Here is an 18,014-nt window from a genome sequence, read left to right as displayed (position 1 = left end):
CGCCGATCCCGCCACGCGACGGCGGGATCGGCCAGCAGGCTTACTTCATCACTTCAACCAGAATCAGCGGGCACTTCCGGACCTTACAGGCCTGGCTGTAGGCCAGTGAGCAGACTGAACAGAGATCGCGGATGTCAGATTGATACTCATACTCCATAAAATAGCGGAACCTGCCGCTGGCGGACGCTGTTCTCCAGAATCGCTGCGGCTCCAGAATCTCATCCAGTTGCCTGAATGTCAGGGCTGACGGGTTGTGAAACCCGACTCTTACGCGGTATGTAGTCATGGCTCGATTATTCGCAACCCGGACCCGCGTAGCCAGTCGGTTATTGTGTTCAGTTCAATAGCCTGCGCTTATCAACGCCGCTTCGCCTCAGGCCGGTGGTTTTTCCGCCAGCATCGACAGCAAATGCAGCACCGCTTTTGACGGATGGTAGCGCCGCCAGGCGAATGCCACGTCGGTGAATAAGGTGTTATTTTCGATTTCGCAGAAGCAGATTTGGGGATTATCAACGCAGCGCATCGACTCCGGCACCAGCGCGATACCGCATCCGGCACCGACCATTCCCAGTGAAGAGGTGATTTGCGGTGCCTGCTGAAAAGCCTGGCGCGAAAAGCCGGCCCGCAGGCAGGCGCTGACGATCAGTTCATACAGGCTGGGTGCCACCTCGCGCGGGAAGATCACCAGCGTTTCTTGTGCCAGTGCCGACAGCGCCACCGCCGGAGCCTGACTGAGTGGGTGCTGGCGCGGCAGCGCGATCAGCATTTTCTCGGTGGAAATCACCCGCAGGTTAAACGCCTTGCTGCTCTCGCACGGCAGGCGGATAAACGCCGCATCCAGCAAGCCTTCCTGTAAATCCTGCATCAGCAGCGCCATGTTCTCTTCACGCGTCAGCAGCTCCATTGCCGGATAGCGCGCGGTGAACTGACGGATCAGCGCAAATATGCGGGGATTAAACGCCACCGAACTGGCAAACCCCAGCGACATCTGTCCACTGATCCCCCGGGCAATGCCTCGCGCATTTTCCAGCGCATGATCGGCCAGCTGGACAATCTGCTGTGCCTCTTCGAGGAAAGCCTCACCCGCTTCGGTAAGCTCAACGCCGCGCGTCAGCCGCTTCAGCAGCGGCGTCCCGATCTCCTGCTCCAGCCGCAGGATCTGCTGACTCAGCGGCGGCTGTGATATCCCGAGCATTTCAGCAGCCCGGGTGAAGTGAAGCGTCTGGGCGACGGCGACGAAATAACGCAGATGGCGAAGTTCCATATCAAAAACGTCTCAAAGTTAACAGGTTTTGCTATTGGACCCACCGACTGAATCGGTTCAACCTTAGGTTAACACGGCTTAACGGTTAACTGATGAGGCACCAAATGAGCAATTATGTAACTGATTGTTCCTGTGAGGATCAACTAAAGCATACCGTGCGAAAACTGGCACAGGATGCACCAGAAAGCGTTATCTATCAGACCTCACTGATGAGCGCCCTGCTGAGCGGCGTTTACGATGGCAGCACCCGGATTGCCGATCTGCTGCGCAAGGGGGATTTCGGTCTGGGCACCTTTAACCGGCTGGATGGCGAACTGATCGCCTTTGACAGCCAGGTTTATCAGCTGCATTCAGACGGCACGGCGCACCCTGCCGATCCGGAACAAAAAACCCCGTTTGCGGTAATGACTTTTTTCAAACCGCAGCATCTGTACGAATTTGAACGGCCGGTCTCACGTGAAGAGATTCACCGGGTGATCGACAGCGAAATCACTTCTGATAACCAGTTCTGCGCATTGCGGATTAGCGGACGCTTTAGCCGCGTCGAGACCCGCACCGTGCCCTGCCAGTGCCGCCCTTACCGTTCGATGCCGGAAGTGCTTGGCAATCAGCCGACCTTTACCTTCAGCCAGCGCGGCGGCGAGCTGATTGGCTTCCGCACGCCGCAGTATATGCAGGGCATCAACGTAGCGGGCTATCACGAACATTTCATTACTGACGATCGCGAAGGCGGCGGCCACATTCTCGATTATGCGCTGGAAAAAGGCACCCTGACCTTTGGCGCCATCAGCAAGCTGGTGGTTGATTTGCCGCAGGACAGCGATTTTCTTAATGCCAACCTGAATCCCGCCAATCTTGACGCCGCCATTCGTGCAGTTGAAAGCTAAACAGAGGAATGAAGATGAAAAACCCAACCGATAACACACTCTGGACCTGCGGTGCCGACCTGGTGGTGGCGCAACTTGAAGCACAGGGCGTGAGCCACGTGTTCGGTATTCCCGGCGCAAAAATCGATAAAGTTTTCGACTCGCTGCTGGATTCCTCGATTCAGACCATCCCGGTGCGCCATGAAGCCAATGCGGCCTTTATGGCGGCAGCGGTGGGCCGGCTGACCGGCAACGCTGGCGTCGCGCTGGTCACCTCCGGTCCCGGCTGTTCTAACCTGATCACCGGCATGGCAACCGCCACCAGCGAAGGCGATCCGGTGGTGGCGATTGGCGGTGCCGTGAAGCGTTCTGACAGCGCCAAGCAGGTGCACCAGAGCATGGACACCGTTTCGATGTTTCGTCCGGTCACCAAATATGCGGTTGAGGTAACCGACCCGGCCGCGCTGTCTGAATGTCTGTCGAATGCGTTTCGCCACGCCGAACATGGCCGCGGCGGCGGTGCGTTCATCAGCCTGCCACAGGATATCGTTGATCAGCCGGTCACCGGTAAGGCGCTCAGCAGCAAAGGCCGCCCGGTGCTTGGCGCAGCGCCTGATGCGATGATCGACACCGTCGGCCAGGCCATTGCCGCGGCGAAAAACCCGGTGATCCTGCTGGGCCTGATGGCGAGCCAGCCAGAAAACAGCGAGGCGATTCACCATCTGCTAAACAGCAGCCATATTCCGGTCACCAGCACCTATCAGGCGGCAGGCGCGGTCAGACAGGAACATTTCTCCCGCTTTGCCGGACGCGTCGGATTGTTCAACAACCAGGCGGGCGACCGGCTGCTGCAACAGGCGGATCTGATTATTACCATCGGTTACAGCCCGGTGGAATATGAACCGGCAATGTGGAACACCGGCAACGCCACCCTGATCCACATTGACGTGATGCCCGCCGAAACCGACAACCGCTATCTGCCGGACGCCGAGCTGGTCGGGGATATCGCTGCCACATTGCGCAAACTGGCAAGCCGGATCACGGCACCGCTTCAGCTCAGCCCGGAAGCGGCCAGCGTGCTGGAAGATCGGCAACATCAGCGCAAATTACTGGCGATGCAGGGTGCCAGCCTTAATCAGTTTGCTCTGCACCCGTTACGCATCGTGCGCGCCATGCAGGACATCATTAACAGTGACGTCAGCCTGACCGTCGATATGGGCAGCTTCCACATCTGGATCGCCCGCTATCTCTACAGCTTCCGCGCCCGCCAGATCATGATCTCCAACGGTCAGCAGACCATGGGCGTGGCGCTGCCGTGGGCGATTGGTGCCTGGCTGGTCGACCCGCAGCGTAAAGTGGTGTCGGTATCGGGCGACGGCGGTTTCCTGCAGTCCAGCATGGAGCTGGAAACCGCGGTACGGCTGCAAGCCAATATTCTGCACATTGTCTGGGTCGACAACGCCTACAACATGGTGGCGATGCAGGAACAGAAAAAATACCAGCGCGTCTCCGGGGTGAATTTTGGCCCGATCGATTTCAAAGTCTACGCCGAAGCGTTTGGTGCCGCCGGTTTTGCAGTCAACAGTGCGGCAGAACTTGAACCGACCCTGCGTAAGGCGATGGATGTTCAGGGCCCTGCCGTGGTGGCGGTACCGGTCGATTATGCCGACAACCCTCTGCTGATGGGCCAGCTGCATCTGAGCCAGCTTCTTTAATTTCAACCTGAAAGGATATGATGATGAAAACCAACGTAGCGTTTGTTACCGGTGCAGGACAGGGAATAGGTGAAGCTATCGCCCTGCGGCTGGCCCGGGACGGTTTTGCCGTGGCCGTGGCCGATTTCAATCCTGACACTGCCCACCAGGTGGCAGAAAAGATCATTCAGAGTGGCGGTAAAGCGGTGGCGCTGAAAGTTGATGTCTCCCAGCGTGATCAGGTGATGCATGCGGTTGAGGAGGCTCGTCAGGCGCTGGGCGGCTTCGATGTCATCGTCAATAATGCCGGCATCGCGCCCTCAACACCGATCGCCGGGATCACCGAAGAGGTGGTGGATAAAGTCTACAACGTCAACGTGAAAGGGGTGATCTGGGGCATGCAGGCCGCCATCAAGGCGTTCGCCGCGGAAGGACACGGCGGTAAAATCATCAACGCCTGTTCACAGGCTGGCCATGTCGGTAACCCGGAACTGGCCGTTTACAGCTCCAGTAAGTTCGCGGTACGGGGCCTGACCCAGACAGCGGCCCGAGACCTGGCTCCGTCAGGCATCACGGTTAACGCCTACTGCCCTGGCATTGTCAGAACACCGATGTGGGATGAGATTGACCGGCAGATCTCCGATGCGGCCGGTCAGCCCGCCGGTTATGGCACCCGTGAGTTTGCCAAACGCATCACCCTTGGACGCCTCTCCGAGCCGGAAGATGTGGCGGCCTGTGTCGCCTACCTCGCCGGTCCCGACTCCGATTACATGACCGGACAGGCGTTACTGATTGACGGCGGCATGGTGTTTAACTGATTGCCGCATCGCCCTCCCCTGCTGCGCCCGCGCGTAGCAGGCTTTCCCCTTGCTGAATCGTTAAATTTTTTTATCAAAAAAGCCCACTGCCTTCAGCCACTTGCCCGTACGACCGCTATAACAGCCACAATATGCGTCTTCGCAGGTTAAAGCTGCTAATCGTCATGCCGATAAAACACAGACCCTACTCCCTGTTCGAAGCGACTATGTTAACGATCAACCATAACGAAACCGCCGCATTTACGAACAATATGCGGTACAGCACTGAGTCAGTTCTGGGAAGAACGATTGAACGGTTATCATCAGGGATGCGGATAAACAGTGCCAAAGACGATGCAGCGGGCCAGGCGATTGCCAACCGCATGACGGCCAACATTGGCGCCGATAGTGTGGTCGCTCGCGGCCTGAACGATGCCATTAGCTATGCCCAGACGGCAGGCGGTGGCCTGGGCAGCATAGCGGACCTGTTGATTCGGGCTAAAACGCTCTCTATCCAGGCCGCGACCGGTACGCTGTCGGATGCCGACCGCCAGAGCGTCAACGGCGAATACCAGCAGATTCTGGCCGGCATTAACGAGATTGCCGACCAGACGGAGATTTTCGGTAAATACCCGTTAGCCACTAACGATCCGGACCTGCCGCCAGCGCTGCTCGGCAACGTCCAGCCGATCAACACCAAATTCCCGGTTGCGGGAAAGAGCTATTCGTTTACTTCCGGGGTGATCCCGCTGGCCTATATCCCGGCCGGCTCGACCGCCATCACCATCTCCATTGACTCACTGGGTCAGGATGATGATCTGCAGCTGTTTACCCGCGACGGTAAGCATCTGGCCGGCACCCCGATTGACGGCAGCGCGCCCGATTATACCTGGATGAGTAAAGGCATCACCGATGACGCCACCGCGCAGTCTCGCCTGCTGACCAGTAACAACGGCTTCGCCAGCGGCGCGGCCTATGACGGTTCGCAGCTGCTGGAAGGCGGAGCCAGCTGGTCGCTGGCTGGCAGTAACAGTGGCAGCTATAACGGGATGAATATCACCTACAGTGGTGACGGCGATCGCTATGAAGATGTCGCCAGCGGCGATTTCAACAACGGCACCAATACCGGCACCCGGCTGGAGCGCATTACGCTGGATACCGTCAGCGAAGATCTGATTGTGGTGGTGGTCGGCAATGGTTCATTCACCAGTAACCTGACCTGGGGAAATCTGCCTGAGCCAAAAGCGAGTCCGGTTACGCCGCCGCATCAGAGCGAGCCATTAGAAGTGATCACCAGCGCCGACTTCGGTCAGCCGATACAGTCTGATCATATTCCGGCTACGCCGTCGGATACCAAAGCGCTCGGGCTGAATAACACTACTCTGCTGACACCGGGTGATATCAGCAGCACCATGCACGCGCTGGATAGCGCGCTGGACAAAGTCAGCCGCTATCAGTCGACCTATGGCGCGAAAATAAATCGCTATGAGTCCAACCGCACGGTGCTGTCTCAGCAGAGCGTGGATACCTCGACGGCCCGCAGCCGGATTCAGGATGCTGACTATGCAGAGGAAGCCAGCCAGCTGGCGCGCAGTCAGATCCTTCAGCAGGGCCAGAATGCGGTCATGAAAATGGCGAATAAGTCGCCTGAATTGATCATGCAGTTGTTAGGCAGTTAACGCCGTTACTCTCCACCTGATAGCTGAGCTTTCCGGCTCAGCTATGCTGCCGTTCCCTCTCCCGTCATCCAGACACTCACCCGTTGCTTTGCGCCTTCTCTGGCCCTGAAAAGCCGGTAAATCGCGCGCCTCAGTTGATCGCAATCACACAATCTCGTTTAACAACCGTTTAATAACGATCGGGATCACTCTTTTTTGTTAAATAAATGCTAAATCCTGATAACTAATTATTATCATCTTTAGGTGCATGGTTAATTAAAACAACAGGTTAACCATTAATGCGCTAAGTATAACGTGAGTTTTTATCGCACTACGTAACTTTTCTATTACTTTTTAGCCATGACGAGGGCCATTAATTTGCTGACCATACTGGGATTTTCGATGGTTGTTTGCTTCATGTATCTGATCATGACCAAACGCATGTCAGCCTTGATTGCGCTGATCCTGATCCCGACCCTGTTTGCGCTGATTGGCGGCTTTTATCAGGGCCTGGGCACCATGATGCTGGACGGTGTCAAAACGCTGGCCCCGACCGGCGTGATGCTCACTTTCTCTATTCTCTATTTCGGGCTGATGATTGATGCCGGCCTGTTCGATCCGCTGGTACGCTTTATCCTGAAAATCGTGCGCGGCGATCCGCTCAAGGTGCTGGTCGGTACCGCGGTGCTGACCCTACTGGTCTCACTGGATGGCGACAGCTCCACCACCTACATGATTGCTATCGCCGCCTTCTTACCGCTCTATCAGCGGCTTGGCATGAACGTGCTGGCGATGACCTGCCTGGTCAACCTGGCCAGCGGCATTATGAACCTTTCGCCGTGGGGCGGACCGACGGCGCGCGCCGCAGCCGCACTGCGCATTGATGCGCTCGATATCTTCATTCCGATGCTGCCCGCGATGTTGATGGCCTGCATGAGTCTGGTGGCGATGGCGGTGCTGTTTGGCCTGCGTGAACGTAAGCGTTTAGGCGTGATGACCCTGAAAGATCACCATCTGGATAATATCGAACTGGGGCTGGGTGATGCCGAAGAGTGTGCCGCTAATCGCCGACCGAAAATGTTCTGGCCTAATTTCATCCTGACCACCGTGCTGCTGGTGCTGCTGGTGATTGGCTTGATGCCGATCCAGATCCTGTTCATGCTGGCGTTTGCGGTTGCGGTGATGCTCAACTATCCGTCACTGGAAGAGCAGAAAGCGCGTATTGGTGCCCATGCCGGTAACGTGCTGGCAGTCACCGCGCTGATTTTTGCCGCTGGCGTGTTCACCGGCATTCTCTCCGGCACCGGCATGGTCGATGCGATGGCGAAGAGCCTGCTGGCGGTGATCCCGCACAGCTTCGGGCCTTATCTGGCGCTATTCACTGCGCTGGTCAGCCTGCCCTTCACCTTCTTCATGTCCAATGACGCGTTCTACTTCGGTATCCTGCCGGTTATCGCCCAGACCGCCGCCAGTTACGGCATTTCGGCAGAAGAAATCGCCCGCGCGTCGATTGTCGGACAGCCGTTCCACCTGCTCAGTCCGCTGGTGCCGTCGGTCTACCTGCTGGTCGGACTGGCGAAAGTTGATATCGGCGATCACCAGCGCTTTGCGATTAAGTGGGGGATTCTGGTCAGCCTGGTGCTGATAGCTGGCGGTCTCCTGACCGGCGCATTCCCGCTGTTCCACCGCTAAATCACAGATTTCTGGCGGATAACCGGCAATTTTGCCCGGTTATCCGCTGCACCGCTCCGCCTACTGCGTCATCCCTTTCTACACTCTAAAGCCAGACAGACGTGCCACGCGCCAGGCTGGCCGGGCCGCGTCGTATCTTGTGTATTGACCTTATGGAGGCCAGATGAAAATTCACCACCTCAACTGTGGCTGTATGTGCCCGCTGGGCGGCGTGCTCTATGACGGATTCAGCAAAGGCCTGACGGCCCAACTGGTGTGCCACTGTCTGCTGATTGAGACCGACCGCGAAGGTCTGGTGCTGGTCGATACCGGGTTTGGCCGTCAGGATATGCGGGCACCCGGCAGCCGCTTGTCCGGTTTTTTCCGCGCCATGAATAACATTCAGCGCCGCGATGAGCTGACCGCGCTGGCACAGATTACCGCGCTGGGTTTCAGGGCAGAGGATGTGCGCCACATTATTCTGACCCATCTCGATTTTGATCACGCTGGCGGCTTAACGGACTTCCCGCAGGCGCGCATTCATCTGCTTCAGCAAGAGGTTGATACTGCCCATCAGCGGCATAGCTGGCTGTCGCGTGAGCGCTATCGTCCCGGCCAGTGGGGCGGGATCAGCAACTGGGAAACCTATCAGCCGCAGGGGGAAAAGTGGTTTGGCTTTGAGGCAGTGCACGGATTGCGCGATCTGCCGCCGGAAATTTTGCTGGTGCCGCTGGCGGGACATACGCCTGGCCATGCCGGTATCGCGATTCAGCAACCCGATGGCTGGCTGTTGCACGGCGGTGACGCCTGGTTTTATCGCGGTGAAATGCGCCAGCCGACGCGCCACTGCACGCCGGGGCTGCGTTTTTACCAGTGGATGATGGCGATGGATAACGCGACACGCCGGCATAATCAGCAGCGGCTGCGCGAACTTTCCTGCCAGCGTGGCGGCGAGATCACCTTTTTCTGCAGTCACGATGCGCGCGAACTGGACGCGTTGCGGGTTAACGCTCCGCTGCGCTAAGAGCATTAAACTGCCGAAGTAGTGGATACTCCCAATGATTAAGCAAGACACCAGGATTACCAGCAAACTCTCCATCTGATCCGTGATGAGAAAGCAGGCTGGTGTAATGATAAAAACGCCATCCGTAAAGATGGCGTTTATGCAGCAATGATTTACTCGATACCGTATTTTTTCTCGGTCACGAAAGCCGGGGCTTTCCAGTCAGGGCCTTTCCGACATCCAGAACCATAAGATCGGTCAGAGAAAACTTGCCCACTTATCTCAAGTTTTTTTATCTCATGAATTAATTTAATATTATACGACCCATACTTTTCGGCAGCATTATGCCTGCCAAAAAAACGATCTATAGATGGATACGCCATGCCGTTTTCTCCACGACTAACCAAAAACAAAATAACATCCGCCATATCCTCATTTTTGACCATCGTGTCAAAATCAATCATTTTAATACCTCAATATTTATTCTGTGAATTTAAGGATTCAGGCACATACAACAGCTTTTCATCAGAACTCAACTTGAAATCTTCTAACGTCGCCGTGTGGGTGTTGTTCCAGACTTCATAGCAATTTTCAGGAACCGTAACATCTGCAATACCTAAGGCCCTGTAACGTTCCAGCTCCCGGATTTCGTGCGTATAAAAACGCTTGTCCGTATCGCTAACCTGTAATTCTCCTGTCAGAATCTTTTCCAGTCTGTCGATCATCACCGCATTTTCCGGTGCTTCTTCAAACCGTCCGACATGCAATTTCACTTTATCCACACCTTCACGTTCAATTAAAGCCGTTTTCCAGTCCAGTTCCTGGATGGGTCCTCCGGCTTTATCGGTGTTGTAGTCACGACCGCTATATTTTCCTGTAGCATTGGTTTCACCATAGGGGTTACTCAGTACCACGTAGACCGGTTCAACGCCCGTTCCGGCCGCATCAGGACGCCAGTAAATAAAGTCCTGTAATCCTTTGATGTCTGCAATCGGTGTTGCGGTTATCAGAGGCGTCTGTACGAAGTAATTTCTATTCCCTATGCGTATCGATTCAATTGTCGTGTTGAAATCGACCGGGTTTACTGTCACCCCGGCAAGTATAGGGTTCGATGGTACTTGTGGATTTTGGTTACCAGTATCCCACTCTCCTTCTGACATGGGGGCTGGGTTTACAAGGATAGTACGCGACGGTGCGCCGGGTACGGCTGGAACGGTAATAAGATCCAAGCCTGTAATGTTATCCCGTATTGCATTCAGAACAGGTACTGTGGCTGAAAGAGATATATCATCTGTTTTCAGTAACTGAAGCGCCAGCTGTTGGTTTTGCCAAACCAGATTTCCGCGTACCGGCATGCTGACACTTGTGACACCCGGCTCTATTTTTATATTTTTATCGATAAGATTCTGCGCGTTAAGCGCAAACATTGCCCCTATATCCCTGTCTGGCACTTTAGCGGAACCTTCTCCTGCAGGTGTCGACCAGAGCAGCAAAGAAACGGAGGGTAATGTTACGCCAGCTATACCTATAAAACTATTCGCTATTAGTCGCCTTAACGCGGAACTAATACTCGCCTCAATAAAGCCAATGGTGTCACCCGTCCCCCCCCATACTCCTCTGCCTGCCAGGGAAAGCTGTACAGTAGCTGGAGCTTTGTTTAGTGACATCACACCCGCAGCATTCAATGCATCTTCAGCAGCACTGACCATTTCCGGCGTATAAGAAGGTGCTCTTATCACACTGGCTGTTTCAAAGAGTTCATATTTGGCATCCATTTCGGCTCTGATCCTTTCTCTTTCAACGTATCTGGCCGCCATTTCTGCATCTATTTTATTCATTCTTTCTATATAGGAGAGCAATGCTTCCAGCCTGGCGCGGGCTTCTGCCTCGGCTTTGGCACGGGCTTCTGCTTCGGCTCTGGCGCGGGCTTCTGCCTCGGCTCTGGCGCGGGCTTCTGCTTCGGCTCTGGCGCGGGCTTCTGCCTCGGCTCTGGCGCGGGCTTCTGCCTCGGCTCTGGCACGGGCTTCTGCTTCTGCTCTGGCGCGGGCTTCTGCCTCGGCTCTGGCACGGGCTTCTGCTTCGGCTCTGGCGCGGGCTTCTGCTAAGGCCACTTTTTCATGACGCTTTTGGCGGACAAAATGAATAATTCCGAGTTCGTTTTTTGCTTCCCAGGATTTGTTCCGGGCTGCAGTAATCCTCCTGCCTGCCTGTGTGCTGTTTGCCAGGTTGGCATTATCGTCAATAATTTTCTTTAAGACTGCTATACGTGTGTCTGAAATATCGGCCTGGTAAGTGTCACTGATACTGCTGTTAGCTTGCGCTATTATATCTTTACTATTACTGGTATTTCTCAGGTCTGCCGGGACAGGCCCTAACTCGACCCAGGCAGGCGAAATATCTCCGTTAACTTCCACTATGGCAACTTTACTCAGCCCATACATTATGTTCTCTTCGATAAAATAAGATATAAACTCAACGGGCTGTAGGCCTGATGATCTCGCCATTTTATCTCCGATAGAGCGCAGGCTTGCTGAATTAATATTCCCCGACGTATTCCCTCCACCAGAATGGGTATTACCAGAACCACCACTATTTCCGCGTGGACTTTGTGAGCTAGGATCAGATGTAGATCCGCTAACCGTCATCGAACCCTTGTCGTTGCTGTTACTCATCTTACTTTACCTCTTCCTTATGGTTGATAAGAGCATTAAATCCATAGAGCATCGACTGAATATATATCAGTTATTACTCCTATGCCGGGTATTCTGAAGCACAGCAGGGCCTCTCCTGAAAATCGTCACAAAGAATAGTTCCCCTCGCCGGAAATTATTAACCTTCACTAATTGTCGAAGGAACCTTCATATTAACCACTATAGCCCTTCACTGATTAATAATCACAGATGATATGCCATTACCCTTTAATCATAGCCGTTCACACTTTGTCTATTTGCGATCGTCATTCCGTTATTTATTCTGATCGTTATGCTCACCTTAAAATTCCATCCATTTAATAACCAACATCGTCAATAAGTTGCTACTTTAGTTATTCATGGGGTTTAATTGTATATTTGATGTTAAATCTCACTTTTTTTTAAATAAAAAGGGGGCAGGCTGATAGCTGTAATAAACGCGTTTTGCGGTAGCGGCTGAGACAGACAGGTAATCCTGGCCCGCTGAAGACCGATAAAAAAACTCAATGCGCAGCAGCGCCATGATTAGCCTGATTACTCAGTAAGAGATTACGAACGTTGTAGGAATAATGCTGAATATGATGAACCAAAGCGCAGTCGGAAATGCTATAGCGATTCAGCAACCTGATGGCTGGCTGTTGCACGGCGGTGACGCCTGGTTTTATCGCGCTGAAATGCGCCAGCCGACGCGCCACTGCACGCCGGGGCTGCGTTTTTACCAGTGGATGATGGCGATGGATAACGCGGCACGCCGGCATAATCAGCAGCGGCTGCGCGAACTTTCCTGCCAGCGTGGCGGCGAGATTACCTTTTTCTGCAGTCACGATGCGCGCGAACTGGACGCGTTGCGGGTTAACGCCCCGCTGCGCTAAGAGCAAACCAATTATTGTATTGATCAGGTTGGCCAGCAGACTGAGCCGGATAAAGCCCGCTATTTATCCACGGAGCGATTAAATAGCGGGCTGGAAAACCCATGCTTACTTCACCCAGTCTTCGAACACCAGGCCCGGTACCCGCTCAAACTCCCTGACATTATTGGTCACCAGAATGGCCCCTGTCGCAATCGCGTGTCCGGCAATGGCGGTATCGTTAGGGCCGATTGGCGTTCCGGCCGAAGCCAGTGCCGCTTTAATTTCCGCAGTGGCGTCCACCGCTGCCCGATCCCACGGCAGGATTGCATCAAGGCGGGCGCAGAAGGCATCAACCAGCTTTCCATGGCGCGGAGAAGCGTTTTTCCCGATCGCCCCGAAACGCATTTCGGCATAGGTAATCGCCGATACCACGATACGATGATTACGCAGCACCGCCTGCTCCAGACGTCTGATCACCGCTTCCGGCTGCTCGCGCATAATGAACGAACAGATGCAGGTGTCCAGCATGTAAGTCTTACTCATAAGTCAACGCGGCCTTCATCACTGATAACGTCTTCACGCTCTGTCATAAAGTCAGGGTCCGCTTTCTCTTCCTGAATAAATGAGCCCCATGTTGGACGTACCGGGCGAAGAATGATGCTGTCGCCTTCACGGATGATCTCCAGTTCGCTCACCCCCTCAAAGTCCATATCACGCGGCAAACGGATGGCGCGATTATTGCCATTTTTAAATACTGATACGGTTCGCATGATTTTTCTCCCATAGAGTAAATGCTGTACAAAGCGGGTGCATCAATACCAGCAAGCACCCCAAGCATAGGCCAAGTATATGCAGATGCAAAGCATATGTATAGCTGGCACACCTGCAGATTGCAGACACCACCGGAACGCTTTATTGGTAAGGGAAGAGTGGGCACAGGCAGACAAGCCCTCTTTACGGCAAAGAACTGTCTGAAATCAGATCAGCGGCTGCCGGAACATACAACAGCCAGAATAGCTCTAGTGAGCCTGCCAGCCTTGCTGAACGAGGCGCGAGGCCAGATGCTATCGCGGGGTAATTTTTGTCGTCATGCACAAACTGGACGCGTTGCGGGTTAACGCCCCGCTGCGCTGAAGGCAAAAAAATGCCCGTATTCACTAATACGGGCAGTGGACTAAGCCGGATACAGCCGCAGCCTTATGGCTTTTTGAATTTGTCTTCAACCTTATCTTTGGCTTCGGCAATTTTATCGCCTGCCTTCTCGATTACGCCCTCTTTATGCGCTGGATCCCGGCCAGAGAGGCCACCCGGCGATACAGCCGGACTGTCGTGACCGGTGCGGGCCTGCTGCGTAGCGTCGAGCAGCGGATCGGTCGCAGTGCGGTTGCCGGTCACGTTATCCGTGCTGGCACGGTCAATATCCACTTCCTGCCGACGTACCGAGTCATTGATGGTTTCAACCCGATCGCTCTGCTCTTTACGCAACACCACTTCTTCAATGATTTGCGCGGTTTTATTCACCACCGGTTGTTCATGGGTCTCTTCAACTTCGATGGTTTTTTCCGACCAGTCGACCTGATCCGGCGCGCCGGTTTCGCTCAGCGGACGGCGGAAAATCTCCGCATGCTGCTCACGCAGCGACACATTTTCTGACACCTGATCGGTGACCGTGTAGCGGCGTACCCGGGTTGAGCCTTCGCTGACCAGGCGTTTTCCCACTTCCAGTCGCTCTTCGGCCAGACGCAGCACGTCTTCTTCACTTTCATCGCCGGTCAGCGAAGGACGTACGGTCGCGCTATGGGCCGGATTGCCGGTGAGATCGCTGCCCGGCGTCGGTTGATTCAGCGAGGCACCCGGTGCGGTGGTCAGGCCATCATCGGCGGCGTAATCTTCCGGCAGGGCGGCGCTGCGCTCGGTGAGCTCTTCATGTGCATCAAGAATGCCCAGTGCCCGCGGCAACTGATCTTCATCTGCACGTAGCGACAGCACCACGCCGCCAGTCCGCATCGCATCTTCATAGACTTCGGCCTGATCTTCTTCCAGCGTATTGCCGAACAGACGCTGCCAGAAGCCAGGATGACGCGCTTCCTGACCTTCAGTACGCAGGCGCTCTCCGGAAATAATATCAATGTCATCGTCCAGGAAGCCCGCTTTGATCAGGTTGCGCTTTGCGCCTTCTGCCAGTGAGACATTGCTGAACATCGTTACGATTGTTTCACGCGCCATAGTTTTCTCCTCGGTGATGGGTTCAGACTGTTTTGGTTGCAGATGTCTGTCTATCTGAGCGTGCTGTTTTTTCAGGGTGACCACCTGTTCCAGCGGAACCTGGTTAACCACTTTGCGGATATGCAGTTCCTCTTTCAGCACCAGCCGGCGGATAATCTCAACTTCCTCTTCAACCACAGGAATGATGATCACGCCGTTTTCTTCGCGGATTTCCGGCATTGACGTCAGCCGTTCCGATTTAGGGACTCGCTCTATTTCGGCTGTCTGCTGCCTGAGTAACAGGGCGATTTTTTCTTCATGCTCCGTCACCCGCCGGGTAACCCGGACATGGCCGTCACTGACCTGCTGCTTCGAAATCTCAAGCTGCTCTTCCGCCAGCCTGAGTCGCTGGTCATTTTCCCCTGCCTCCGGTTTTTCAGGCGGTCGATCGTTCATGGTTAACCTGCCCGTAGTCCTGAGAAAGTTATGCTGGGATAAGCGTGCAGAGAAATAATGGTGACTTTTCCTGTCATGAAGCATAAGTGACTGCTTCATGAGAATTTAAAGCCTGGCACAAGCGAAGCTAAAAGATAGGAAATAGCGTAAAAAGATGGAAATATGAGGATAACGTGGCGCTAAAATCCGTTAAGCGATGCGGCAGATAAAAAAATGCCAGCGCAGCGGCTGGCAGTGAATATGACATCATTAACGGTGGCTCGCCCAGGCTGTGGGGTTGCGGATTAATCAGGCTGTTTTTCTTCGGCAGAGGTCAGGAAAGCCTGCAGTTCCGCCAGCAATGCTGATGGCACCTCTTCCTGCGGCGAATGGCCGCACGGTAACGCCCGCCCCCGAATATGTGAGGCTTTGTCAGCCCAGGTTTGCGGCACATCATACAGCTGGCCGACCGTGCCTTGCTCTCCCCACAGTAACAGCAGCGGGCAGCAGATTCGCTCTCCTGCGCTGGCAGCATCATCCTCTAAATCTATCGTCGCACTGGCGCGATAATCCTCACACACCGCGTGCACCATTGCCGGATGCTGATAGCAGCGCAGGTAATCTTTCAGAATCGCTTCAGGCGTGGCATCAGCGACTTTGAGTTGCGCCCGGATATGCTGACGCAGGAAGAATTCGGTATTTGACCCGATCAGCGTTTCCGGTAATGGCTCAGGCTGGATTAGGAAAAACCACCAGAAATAGCGGGTGGCGAATTCCCTGTCTGTCTGCTGGTACATGGTGGCTGTCGGTGCAATATCGATAAAGGTACAGGCGCTGACGCGATCCGGATAATCGAGCGCCAGCCGATGGCCTACCCTGGCTCCCCGATCGTGTCCGACAAAAGCAAAGCGCGGGTGGCCAAGCGCAGTCATCAGCAGCGCAATATCCTGCGCCATCGCCCGTTTTGAATAGGGCCGGTGCTGCGCATCGCTGGCCGGTTTCTCACTGTCGCCATAGCCGCGCAGATCGGGCAGCACCACGGTATAATGCTGCGCCAGCACTGGTGCCACCTTATGCCAGCAGAGGTGATTCTGCGGATGACCATGCAGCATCACCAGCGCCGGCCCGCTGCCGCCAGTGGCGACGCGCAGCGTGATGCCGTTATCCAGCGTGACATCCTGCAACTGAAAACCCTGAATAAACGGGGACGGACCCCGATTGCTGATTAAACCCACCCTGACCTCGTCGTTTCAAAAAAGTCTGTTCAGTCAGTGTAGACCGGGATTAAACCCGTCTGCTCAGGGGGTGATCTGCTGGCCACTGACCAACGCACCGTCAGTGGCGTAGATCAGCAGCGCCCGCTGATTGTTCTCCCGGTGTAACTGATACCAGTCCAGCGCACTGACCCGCATCACCACTACGCCGAAATGCTGCCTGCCGGCATCGTCATCCGCTGGGGGCACTGCAGCCTGCTCATCACTGTCAGACACCTCGCCCGGCGGGCCGCCGGTGTAGGTGCTGCGGGTCCGCGCCGGTAACCGGGACCACGCAGCATCCGCAATATCGCTCTCCCCGGCATACAGTCCGACCTCTCCCTGCAGGCGCAACTGCAGCCGGGTCTGCAGGGCATATCCCAGCACCGTCACCTGCGGATTGGCGCTCATCTCCTGCCACTTCGGACTGCGGAGATCGGTATGAAAGGTCAGGGTGCGCAGGCGGCTATCAACCTGACGTAAAACCACGGTACGCGCCTGTGGCCGACTGGCGGCATCAACCGTACACAGCGTCAGGTAGCGGAATTCCGCCTGCGGATCAGCGGCAGCATCGCTCAGTGTGGTCCAGGCAGAGGCGTCAATCTGTTTCAGATCCATCCGTTTTGCTCTCTCAGTGGCAAGGGGGGCGGCTCAAGCGTAGCAATGAAGCCACGGCTTCACCTGTCAGCGCGCTAATGTCAGCAAAAAAAAGCCCCCGCAGGCGAGACCGACGGGGGCGTGATTTTACAGATTAACGCAGGTTACGGCAGCGCATAAGCGATAAGCGTATCGCCCATTTTAGTGCCGAACGAGCCGTGTCCACCGGCCATGATCACCACATATTGCTTACCGTTGACTGCATAGGTCATCGGCGTCGCCTGACCACCCGCCGGCAGTCGGGCCTGCCACAGCAGTTTGCCGTCACGCACACTGTAGGCGCGCAGGTAGTTATCCAGCGTTCCGGCAACAAAGAAGACATTGCCAGCGGTGGTCACCGGGCCGCCTAACATCGGCACGCCCATTTTGAACGGCAGCGGAACCGGCGCACTGTCGCGTACCGTACCGATGCGTTTCTTCCAGACAATCTGATGATTCTGCAGATTGATCGCCGAGACAAAGCCCCATGACGGCTGCAGGCACGGCAGACCTATAGGTGACAGGAACGGATTCAGTTCAACGCCATAAGGTACGCCATACATATGCTGCACGCCGGATTCCGAACCGGAACCGGCAGCACCCGCCGCACCAGGCTCAATCGGGTTGCCCGGTCCGCGTGGGACCAGCCGTGAGATAAACGGCATCGCCATCGGGTTCGCAATCGCAATCTGACGGTCGGTATCAACCGCAATACCGCCCCACTCGAACATGCCGAAATCACCCGGGAACACCAGCGTGCCCTGCTCTGAAGGTGGCGTAAACGGGCCTTCATATCGCAGGCGATGGAACATTACGCGGCACGCCAGCTGGTCGAACATCGTCGCGCCCCACATATCCTTGCCCGGCACTGTTGCAAAGATTTGGCGATGGTAAACTGATGCCACTGTTTAGCGGAAGGAGCAGCACATGAATCCTTTCAAAGGCCGACATTTTGAGCGTCATATTATCCTGTGGGCAGTCCGCTGGTACT

General features: G+C 55.1%; 16 protein-coding genes and 1 pseudogene. 7 read left to right on the top strand and 10 right to left on the bottom strand.

Going from position 1 to position 18,014, the window contains the following annotated elements; translation table 11 throughout:
- Window positions 1–40: 40 nt before the first annotated feature.
- Both AABB92_RS20530 and AABB92_RS20525 read right to left on the bottom strand, forming a co-directional pair.
- A complete protein-coding gene (locus AABB92_RS20530; RefSeq protein ID WP_031378213.1) occupies window positions 41–286 on the bottom strand; it encodes a hypothetical protein in 246 nt (81 codons plus the stop codon).
- Between the two features lie 87 nt (window positions 287–373).
- Complete coding sequence (locus AABB92_RS20525; protein WP_031378214.1) at window positions 374–1,264, bottom strand: LysR family transcriptional regulator; 891 nt, start codon at window positions 1,262–1,264, stop codon at window positions 374–376.
- A 104-nt stretch (window positions 1,265–1,368) separates the two neighbouring features.
- On the opposite strand from AABB92_RS20525, the gene budA reads away from it, so the two are divergent.
- The 6 genes from budA to AABB92_RS20495 all read left to right on the top strand — a co-directional run bounded on the left by budA (window position 1,369) and on the right by AABB92_RS20495 (window position 8,974).
- Window positions 1,369–2,151 carry an acetolactate decarboxylase gene (gene budA, locus AABB92_RS20520; RefSeq protein WP_031378215.1) on the top strand — a complete coding sequence of 261 codons (783 nt, stop codon included), beginning with the start codon at window positions 1,369–1,371 and terminating at the stop codon, window positions 2,149–2,151.
- A gap of 14 nt (window positions 2,152–2,165) precedes the next feature.
- Entirely contained in the window at window positions 2,166–3,845 is a 1,680-nt protein-coding gene (gene alsS / locus AABB92_RS20515; protein WP_046289440.1) for an acetolactate synthase AlsS, read from the top strand.
- A gap of 23 nt (window positions 3,846–3,868) precedes the next feature.
- Window positions 3,869–4,642, top strand: a complete 774-nt coding sequence (locus tag AABB92_RS20510; RefSeq protein WP_031378216.1) for a (S)-acetoin forming diacetyl reductase — start codon at window positions 3,869–3,871, stop codon at window positions 4,640–4,642.
- 206 nt (window positions 4,643–4,848) lie between these two features.
- Window positions 4,849–6,300 (top strand): flagellin N-terminal helical domain-containing protein, encoded by a 1,452-nt coding sequence (locus tag AABB92_RS20505; RefSeq protein WP_031378217.1) that lies wholly within the window; start codon window positions 4,849–4,851, stop codon window positions 6,298–6,300.
- A 357-nt stretch (window positions 6,301–6,657) separates the two neighbouring features.
- Window positions 6,658–7,971, top strand: a complete 1,314-nt coding sequence (locus tag AABB92_RS20500; RefSeq protein WP_046289438.1) for a CitMHS family transporter — start codon at window positions 6,658–6,660, stop codon at window positions 7,969–7,971.
- A 163-nt stretch (window positions 7,972–8,134) separates the two neighbouring features.
- Window positions 8,135–8,974, top strand: a complete 840-nt coding sequence (locus AABB92_RS20495) for an MBL fold metallo-hydrolase (protein ID WP_031378218.1) — start codon at window positions 8,135–8,137, stop codon at window positions 8,972–8,974.
- Between the two features lie 152 nt (window positions 8,975–9,126).
- On the opposite strand, the gene AABB92_RS20490 is transcribed toward AABB92_RS20495, so the two are convergent.
- Window positions 9,127–9,417 (bottom strand): hypothetical protein, encoded by a 291-nt coding sequence (locus tag AABB92_RS20490; RefSeq protein WP_031378219.1) that lies wholly within the window; start codon window positions 9,415–9,417, stop codon window positions 9,127–9,129.
- A gap of 9 nt (window positions 9,418–9,426) precedes the next feature.
- Window positions 9,427–11,625 (bottom strand): S-type pyocin domain-containing protein, encoded by a 2,199-nt coding sequence (locus tag AABB92_RS20485; RefSeq protein ID WP_275451635.1) that lies wholly within the window; start codon window positions 11,623–11,625, stop codon window positions 9,427–9,429.
- 596 nt (window positions 11,626–12,221) lie between these two features.
- On the opposite strand from AABB92_RS20485, the gene AABB92_RS20480 reads away from it, so the two are divergent.
- Window positions 12,222–12,515 carry an MBL fold metallo-hydrolase gene (locus AABB92_RS20480; protein WP_238585863.1) on the top strand — a complete coding sequence of 98 codons (294 nt, stop codon included), beginning with the start codon at window positions 12,222–12,224 and terminating at the stop codon, window positions 12,513–12,515.
- 105 nt (window positions 12,516–12,620) lie between these two features.
- Here AABB92_RS20480 and AABB92_RS20475 read toward each other — a convergent pair whose 3' ends face one another.
- From AABB92_RS20475 to AABB92_RS20450, 6 genes and pseudogenes are all read right to left on the bottom strand, one after another.
- Window positions 12,621–13,037: a type II toxin-antitoxin system VapC family toxin gene (locus tag AABB92_RS20475; RefSeq protein WP_031378188.1), complete on the bottom strand. Its 417-nt coding sequence runs from the start codon at window positions 13,035–13,037 to the stop codon at window positions 12,621–12,623.
- Entirely contained in the window at window positions 13,034–13,264 is a 231-nt protein-coding gene (vapB, locus tag AABB92_RS20470; protein ID WP_031378187.1) for a type II toxin-antitoxin system VapB family antitoxin, read from the bottom strand. The genes AABB92_RS20475 and vapB overlap by 4 nt, the downstream gene beginning before the upstream one ends.
- A 427-nt stretch (window positions 13,265–13,691) precedes the next feature.
- Entirely contained in the window at window positions 13,692–15,155 is a 1,464-nt protein-coding gene (locus tag AABB92_RS20465; RefSeq protein WP_031378186.1) for a YsnF/AvaK domain-containing protein, read from the bottom strand.
- A gap of 284 nt (window positions 15,156–15,439) precedes the next feature.
- Complete coding sequence (locus AABB92_RS20460) at window positions 15,440–16,369, bottom strand: alpha/beta fold hydrolase (protein WP_046289437.1); 930 nt, start codon at window positions 16,367–16,369, stop codon at window positions 15,440–15,442.
- Between the two features lie 63 nt (window positions 16,370–16,432).
- Window positions 16,433–17,005: a pyridoxamine 5'-phosphate oxidase family protein gene (locus tag AABB92_RS20455; protein ID WP_031378131.1), complete on the bottom strand. Its 573-nt coding sequence runs from the start codon at window positions 17,003–17,005 to the stop codon at window positions 16,433–16,435.
- Between the two features lie 143 nt (window positions 17,006–17,148).
- Window positions 17,149–17,883 (bottom strand): annotated as a pseudogene (locus tag AABB92_RS20450) (membrane-bound PQQ-dependent dehydrogenase, glucose/quinate/shikimate family); the annotation flags it as partial.
- Between the last annotated feature and the right edge of the window lie 131 nt (window positions 17,884–18,014).

It is taken from the genome of Pantoea brenneri, from assembly GCF_038594305.1.
Classification (GTDB): Bacteria; Pseudomonadota; Gammaproteobacteria; order Enterobacterales; family Enterobacteriaceae; genus Pantoea; species Pantoea brenneri.
Note: the sequence above shows the minus strand (reverse complement) of the source record. Positions and strands in the feature narration are given on the sequence as shown.

Bases quoted from the DNA above. Each gene is read 5' to 3' on its own strand.
- AABB92_RS20530 (WP_031378213.1), bottom strand. From the start codon at position 286: ATGACTACATACCGCGTAAGAGTCGGGTTTCACAACCCGTCAGCCCTG.
- AABB92_RS20525 (WP_031378214.1), bottom strand. From the start codon at position 1,264: ATGGAACTTCGCCATCTGCGTTATTTCGTCGCCGTCGCCCAGACGCTT.
- budA (WP_031378215.1), top strand. From the start codon at position 1,369: ATGAGCAATTATGTAACTGATTGTTCCTGTGAGGATCAACTAAAGCAT.
- alsS (WP_046289440.1), top strand. From the start codon at position 2,166: ATGAAAAACCCAACCGATAACACACTCTGGACCTGCGGTGCCGACCTG.
- AABB92_RS20510 (WP_031378216.1), top strand. From the start codon at position 3,869: ATGAAAACCAACGTAGCGTTTGTTACCGGTGCAGGACAGGGAATAGGT.
- AABB92_RS20505 (WP_031378217.1), top strand. From the start codon at position 4,849: ATGTTAACGATCAACCATAACGAAACCGCCGCATTTACGAACAATATG.
- AABB92_RS20495 (WP_031378218.1), top strand. From the start codon at position 8,135: ATGAAAATTCACCACCTCAACTGTGGCTGTATGTGCCCGCTGGGCGGC.
- AABB92_RS20490 (WP_031378219.1), bottom strand. From the start codon at position 9,417: ATGATTGATTTTGACACGATGGTCAAAAATGAGGATATGGCGGATGTT.
- AABB92_RS20485 (WP_275451635.1), bottom strand. From the start codon at position 11,625: ATGAGTAACAGCAACGACAAGGGTTCGATGACGGTTAGCGGATCTACA.
- AABB92_RS20480 (WP_238585863.1), top strand. From the start codon at position 12,222: ATGATGAACCAAAGCGCAGTCGGAAATGCTATAGCGATTCAGCAACCT.
- AABB92_RS20475 (WP_031378188.1), bottom strand. From the start codon at position 13,037: ATGAGTAAGACTTACATGCTGGACACCTGCATCTGTTCGTTCATTATG.
- vapB (WP_031378187.1), bottom strand. From the start codon at position 13,264: ATGCGAACCGTATCAGTATTTAAAAATGGCAATAATCGCGCCATCCGT.
- AABB92_RS20465 (WP_031378186.1), bottom strand. From the start codon at position 15,155: ATGAACGATCGACCGCCTGAAAAACCGGAGGCAGGGGAAAATGACCAG.
- AABB92_RS20455 (WP_031378131.1), bottom strand. From the start codon at position 17,005: ATGGATCTGAAACAGATTGACGCCTCTGCCTGGACCACACTGAGCGAT.